Below are 6434 nucleotides of genomic sequence, written 5' to 3'. Positions count from 1 at the left end.
ATATCTCTTAAATATCTTAGAAGCCTTAGCTCCCAACCGTTAACATCACTCGTCAGCCGGTGAAGACATATAATACGCATCACTCTTCCAAAATGCAACTACTTTCTTCAAAAAAATTAAAGTTTTTTAATATCTAGCCAAATAATTCGTAAATACTACTCAAATTTAGATCTTTACAACCAAATCTCCTGTCCATCCATTAGTTTTCAAACTCATAAAAATATATTAAAAATTAGTAAAATATAAGCTGTAAACATATAGCTTAGAGATATTTGCTTATGTACAATGCTTTTTAACTAGATTTAAATCAATTAAGTTAGCAATGATAAATATTAGCAATATAACAGACTCTAATATTGATACTATAGTTGGTCAATTAGCTTCTGATGTTACAAATAAAGGTGTAACTTCTTATTCTGCTAAACTTGCTTGTGAGATTAATAATCTTATAGTTGGACATAATATAGAGAACATAAACCTAGTTAGCACACAACTAAAAACAACTAAAATATTATATGATAATAATCTAATATCCAGGCTTGATTATAAAAAGTATCAACAATACTGTAAAATCACTAAACTTAAAAACATCATAAATCAATTTATTGAATATTTCTCTACAAACAATAAAGATAATCAGAGTCTAGAACTGGCTATTTTAGACTTAGAAAACTCATGCAAATCAAAACTAATTTTAGAACTTCCTTACGATTACATAAGAAAAATAGATAAATTACTAAACGTTATCGATAACTCAATACAAAGATCTAGCTCGCTAGATAAATCTACTTTGAACGAGTTTAATAAACTCAAGAACATTCTTGCTAAATATATTGGATACAACCCAGTACTGCAAAAACAAGGACTCACGATAAATATAAAGCCTATTAATCAAGGCTTTGAAATAGAGAATATCAACTTTGTATCCACAAACAATAAACAATACTTCAAACAGAACTCTCTAACAATTAAGAACTCGCATATTAAAAATTTAGAAATATGTGAAAATATTTATGGGATTAGTGGGGAATTAACTTTTAATTTGACATATATAAACAACCACAAAGACTTTGATTTTCTATTGACTCCGAATCAACCTGTACTGATAGATATCCAAATAAATGATGATTTTAATTTTTATAAGAAAGATTCTAAAAAAGAACATCACACACGATCAACTCGTTTTGTAGCTATTGGATCTACTACAAACTATGTAGATACTGAAGAAAAATTCGAATATAGCATATACTCTTATGCTGAAAGTGTTTCATCTGGTTTAAAAGAATTTAAAATAAAATTCCATGACCCTCTCAAAGCACTTTGGATGGAACACAAACCATCTTATATTGATATCAATAAAAGTTTGGACGACATTCTTAAAGATAATTTTTTCTTTGACAGTTTATTTTCTTTAGACACGAATAAAAGTAATAACCTAAAAACTCGAATACCTCAAACATTTATTTCAACTATAAATAGAAGTTTCTATGATTTTTTTATTGAGCAACTCCAACAAAATAAAAGCTACCTAAAATATTTCTGCAACAAGAAAAACGGTAAAGTGACCTACTATATCTTTGATAAAGTAGACAGCTCCCTACAAAACAATATTGCAAACTCTGATGATAACTTGAAGGATAAGTTATCTCCCTATGATATAAGTTGCCTAAAAAAACAACATCTAATCTCTAACGAACCAAACCTCTACGTTAAAGAAAATGATATTTCTCCAGATGTAACTATCAGCAATAAGAGAAAAGAAGAGCGAAAAAATTCTAAAGGCTCAATAAAACCTTTTTCATCTATATATAAAGATAATCTTAGTACTATCGAATATTTGCAGAATCAGGATGATGAAAAAAAAGAGATTGTGACTTCGGAATTCGAAATACTTTTAACCTCGAGAAATATTCTTCCCTTTATAGATAGTGAGATCACTCTATCCAAACTAGAAAATGATAAAGATTACCTACTAGGAGCAACAAATATAAAAAATTTATTCATATATGAAAGAGAGTTATCATTCACTAGAAGTAAATATAGCACTCAACAACTCTATAAAAACATAAATAAGCTTCACTACAAGAGCACCTCTGAGGCTGATGTATATGAGAAAATAGCCTTCACAAAAACCCTTAATCTAACACACAATAATTTAGTAACCTACAAAATAAAAGACTATAACAACCTAGCTCCTGAATATCCTAAATACAAGTCTTTTCATAATTTCTATATAAATGGCAGAGTGACTATCGGAGAAAATGTTAATAACGATTCAAAAAAAGCATATAAATTCTTTAAAAACTATAAACCTGAAGAGAGCTCATTTGCTGAGTTTCAAGAAAATGGTGAAAAGGGCACTTCTGCTATACAAAATAGTAAGGCCAGTATTTTTTATGCAATAGAAATTATCAAGGAATTACTACCAGATAAATCTTCTGAAAAACCAATTATATACCTACCAATGAAGGTAAATATAAATTCTGCTAATAACCAATTCATGCCTCTTAGAAATGATGATATTATTTTAGTTGAGGCTCAATCATTCACAGACGGCGAAATAGTTGAGTTGATTTCTAACTCAGCAATATCAACAGAAAAAGCACAGCAACAGTTATTACAAAGACAACTTCTTGGTGCTAAGGAAAACTGTGAAATGGCATATACACAGACAAGCGATGGTGAGACATTCTCATTAACTCAACTTAACGAAGCTAGTGAGAATTCTTTTTTAATAAACGATAAAAAAGGAATTTTTCTTAGATACAAATCAAAAGGGAATTAAAATATGACTTTTATAAAAAATCATCAAATATTACTAATTTCTCTGATAATAGTAGTAATCATTCTATCTGTTGTTAGCATTTTCCTTATAAGGAAGTGGCTAAAAACATCAAAAACTTCCAGCAAAAAGCCTATTGCGAATATTATAAAACGTGCAAAATCGGTTATTAGAACAAATAAAATAAAGAATAGCTTAGCTGAGCTGTACATATTCTATGGAGATTATTCTGCTGCAAAAGACCACATAAAAAAGCTAAAACCTAACGTCCAAATTATTGATAACAATGAACTGCCACTAATAGCTATCGATAAAACCAATACTTCACTAGTATTTGGGACCGAAGACCTTTCGGACCTGTGTAAATTAAGAAGAAAATTAAACCTACAGTTTTATAAACTCAATTTCTGCTTTGATATTTCTAACCCTCACTTTCAAGAGGACAATAGTATAAGTGAGGTTTATAAAGAACTTACAAAGTTAAGATTAAGAAATTTCATAATATCATTCTACAGTTCATCTGAACATGGTCATAGCTATAATAATGCTATTGGTAAAAAATCTATAGTCAAACTAAGCTCAAATGAAGGCCTAAATAACAAAATTGATGAAGCAATACTGTCAAAAATTCTTAGCCATAAAGATAGTATTGAAGATAAATACAATAATACAAGAATATTAAACCAAATAAGAAAATCACTAAAAAACATATACCCTCAATTAAAATCTATTGATAAGGAAATATTTCTTAATTTTGGCTTAAACACTCCGGATAATATAATAGCAAGAAGAGATACCATCTTTTTTAGCAGTTCCCCTAGAGGTATCATCATAAACTTAATATCTCTATTGTTTAGCTTCATATTTATTATTAATATTTTTCAAGAGATTGGACTAAAAGAAGAGGTTTCTATTAAAGAGCTGAAACCATCATCAGAACACAGCTCGAATGAAGTAGTAAAAGAAGCTAGAAAAAAAGTTGATGATGCAATACTCCTAGATATCTTATATCCAAAATCAGTAAAGTATCACTTTATATACAAACAGTATGCCAACGCTTTGCTGAAAAGCGTAGTTTTACCAAGGTATAACGAAACCTATGATCTATCAATAGTAACCTCTTATTTGATATTTTTTGAATATTTAGCTAATAAAAACATCGATCCAAGTACAGAAAGTATGCTTAGAATAATAAGTAGCTTCACAAATCTTTCTCAAAAGCAATTACAAATAGTAATCAAATACACCGATTCTAGTTTAATAACTGAAACTATTAACTCCATTACTAAAAGAGCTAATAAACTGTATACAAATCGCTTGCTGGTCGTTGGTGAAGACTCAGAAAGTTACTTAAGCACACAAGGCTTCAATGCGGAATACTTAGGAATTTCTAATACTAAAAGAGCTAAATTTATCAATGACATTTATATAAAGTACTTATATAAATGCACTATAGACAACTCAATATTAGACTTAAAAAATAATTACATAATACCAATTGAAGTTAACAATATTTTTTCGATGTATCAGGAACAGTTTGATACATCATCAAAGAAATTATGTAATTCATCATATATAAGCTCTGTCACAAAAAGTGTTTCTTTAATCTTTAATCAAGAGGAAACTGAAAAGAAATTTGAAAGCTTTAGCGATATGCTCGACCATATTTACTACCTAGTAAAATCTTTAGAGAAAAATGCCAATGACGTTACAGATGATGGTAAAGAGCAAACTGGGGCTATAACTACATCTTTAGTAAACTATGTTCTTAATAGCGTTATTAACTCAACATATAATAAAGATGAACTTCCTCTTATAAACCCTGTAAGTAAAAAGCTATATATGGAATTTGCTCCTAACTTTTATGGTAAAAGGATTTTAATTTCTCCAATATACTCAAAGGAATACATCAAAGATAATATTGATCCTATTAATAAGAAATTTAATAGATTACTTAACAACCTGAAAAGTAATTTTGATATAGAACCTGACTTTATGATTGCTATCTACAAAAGCTCCATAAATAACTATAATTCAAAATATATAGAGTCTTACAACAGAATGATTGATAAACTTAATAATGACTCTGATTTCAGTAAAAACATTTCCAATAAAAATGCTTTAAATCTTTATTTATTAGCTATGTCATCAAAAGACTCCTCATTTAATAGCTTAATAGAGTTTTATAGTACCAACACAAGTCTAATAACTAGTGACTCAAAAGTTGACTCATCTAAGAAAGTAAATAAGCTTCAACAGTTCTATGGAAAAATAACTAAGCTAGGTAAACAGGATAATAAAGATCAAGACATATCATTATGGGCTCCGATAGATAGCCACTTCCACGAAAATGATGAGTATCTAAAATCAAAAAGCTATGTTGAATATAGAGAGATATTCAAAAAACTGAATAATTTAATAAGAGAACATGGTTACTCAGATACTTATAAGGAAATTAAGCAAGGATATAAACCTCTACAAAAAGTTTACTCCGGACTTTCTGAAATAAATAATCCAAACAATAACAACCTATATAAATTACTTAAAAAACATCTAGATATAGCTATTGAAGCGATAAAAACTATAGCTATAAAAGATGCAATAACCAAACTTGATAATACTGTTAATATTGAATATGAATTCATAACTGATCAATTCCCATTCAATAAAAATAGTAATACTTTTGCCACAAATGAAGCAATAACAAAAGATTTTGATAGCAACGGTTATATATACTCAACATTTATAGAGCAACTATCGCCACTATTATCTTATAATAAAACTAACGATAAATGGTATAGTAACGATTTCTCAACTTCTGAGCAGGTAGATTACTTAAATAAGTTTAACAAAGTATACTTATTGAACAAACTATTATGGGATGACAAAAGAAACCCTCAAGCTATCAAATTTGAGATAACTCCCATACCAAATGAAGATAATGACTATACCTTCTTCAGTATAATTCTCGATAAGCAAAACTATGTAAACTCTCTGAATATAGCATACTCAAATAGTATGGAAATTAGTTACAATTGGAACTCACTTGAATCAACGACTATAACTATAAAATTTGAAGACGGTAGTACAGACCAAATAAGTTACCACGGTAAATGGTCGATACTAAAAGCTATTAAAGATGCTAACTGTGATCAAAATAATATTTGTACTTGGGAAGTTAAACATAACGGTAAAACATACCCTGTAAGTTTTAAAGTCGAATCAAAATTTTTACAAGTATTAGGTTGGCAGAAACAAGGAGATACTAATGTACAATAACTTATTTAAAAAAGCCTTTTTAATATTAATTATAGCTCTAGGACTTAGTAGTTGTGCAAGTGATGGTTTGTATATCAAAAACAATGTCCCTAAAACAAAAGTCGTATTAGAGTCTAAACCTGATAAAAATACCTTTTACTCTGACAACTATCAGTCCATCTCTCAAAGAATATATAATGATAACGTAAAAGTATTAAACCTAAAAACTGGAGAAAATGAAATTCCGTTAAATAAAGATAGTAAAGATTATGCTCTATACTTCATATTGCCGGATAATAACAATATTGAAAATTGGAAGTATATTATTAGCTCTGATTCAGTAAATGAATTTACTATCAAAAATGATAGTAATATAGAAAAAGATTAAGGGAGA

3 protein-coding genes are annotated in these 6434 nt (G+C 28.6%); all 3 read left to right on the top strand.

Annotation, left to right across the window (positions count from 1 at the left end):
- The first annotated feature begins 322 nt into the window (after positions 1–322).
- The 3 genes from F3D59_RS08905 to iglE are packed head-to-tail and all read left to right on the top strand — an operon-like array spanning position 323 to position 6428.
- Positions 323–2785 carry a pathogenicity determinant protein PdpA1 gene (locus F3D59_RS08905; protein ID WP_150464597.1) on the top strand — a complete coding sequence of 821 codons (2463 nt, stop codon included), beginning with the start codon at positions 323–325 and terminating at the stop codon, positions 2783–2785.
- A 3-nt stretch (positions 2786–2788) separates the two neighbouring features.
- Entirely contained in the window at positions 2789–6061 is a 3273-nt protein-coding gene (locus F3D59_RS08900; RefSeq protein WP_150464596.1) for a hypothetical protein, read from the top strand.
- Entirely contained in the window at positions 6051–6428 is a 378-nt protein-coding gene (gene iglE, locus F3D59_RS08895; protein ID WP_013922777.1) for a type VI secretion system lipoprotein IglE, read from the top strand. Before F3D59_RS08900 ends, iglE begins: the two co-directional genes overlap by 11 nt.
- Positions 6429–6434: the final 6 nt, after the last annotated feature.

Origin of the sequence: Francisella sp. XLW-1, from assembly GCF_008711455.1 — a bacterium.
Classification (GTDB): domain Bacteria; phylum Pseudomonadota; class Gammaproteobacteria; order Francisellales; family Francisellaceae; genus Francisella; species Francisella salimarina.
Note: the sequence above shows the minus strand (reverse complement) of the source record. Positions and strands in the feature narration are given on the sequence as shown.

Bases quoted from the DNA above. Each gene is read 5' to 3' on its own strand.
- F3D59_RS08905 (WP_150464597.1), top strand. From the start codon at position 323: ATGATAAATATTAGCAATATAACAGACTCTAATATTGATACTATAGTT.
- F3D59_RS08900 (WP_150464596.1), top strand. From the start codon at position 2,789: ATGACTTTTATAAAAAATCATCAAATATTACTAATTTCTCTGATAATA.
- iglE (WP_013922777.1), top strand. From the start codon at position 6,051: ATGTACAATAACTTATTTAAAAAAGCCTTTTTAATATTAATTATAGCT.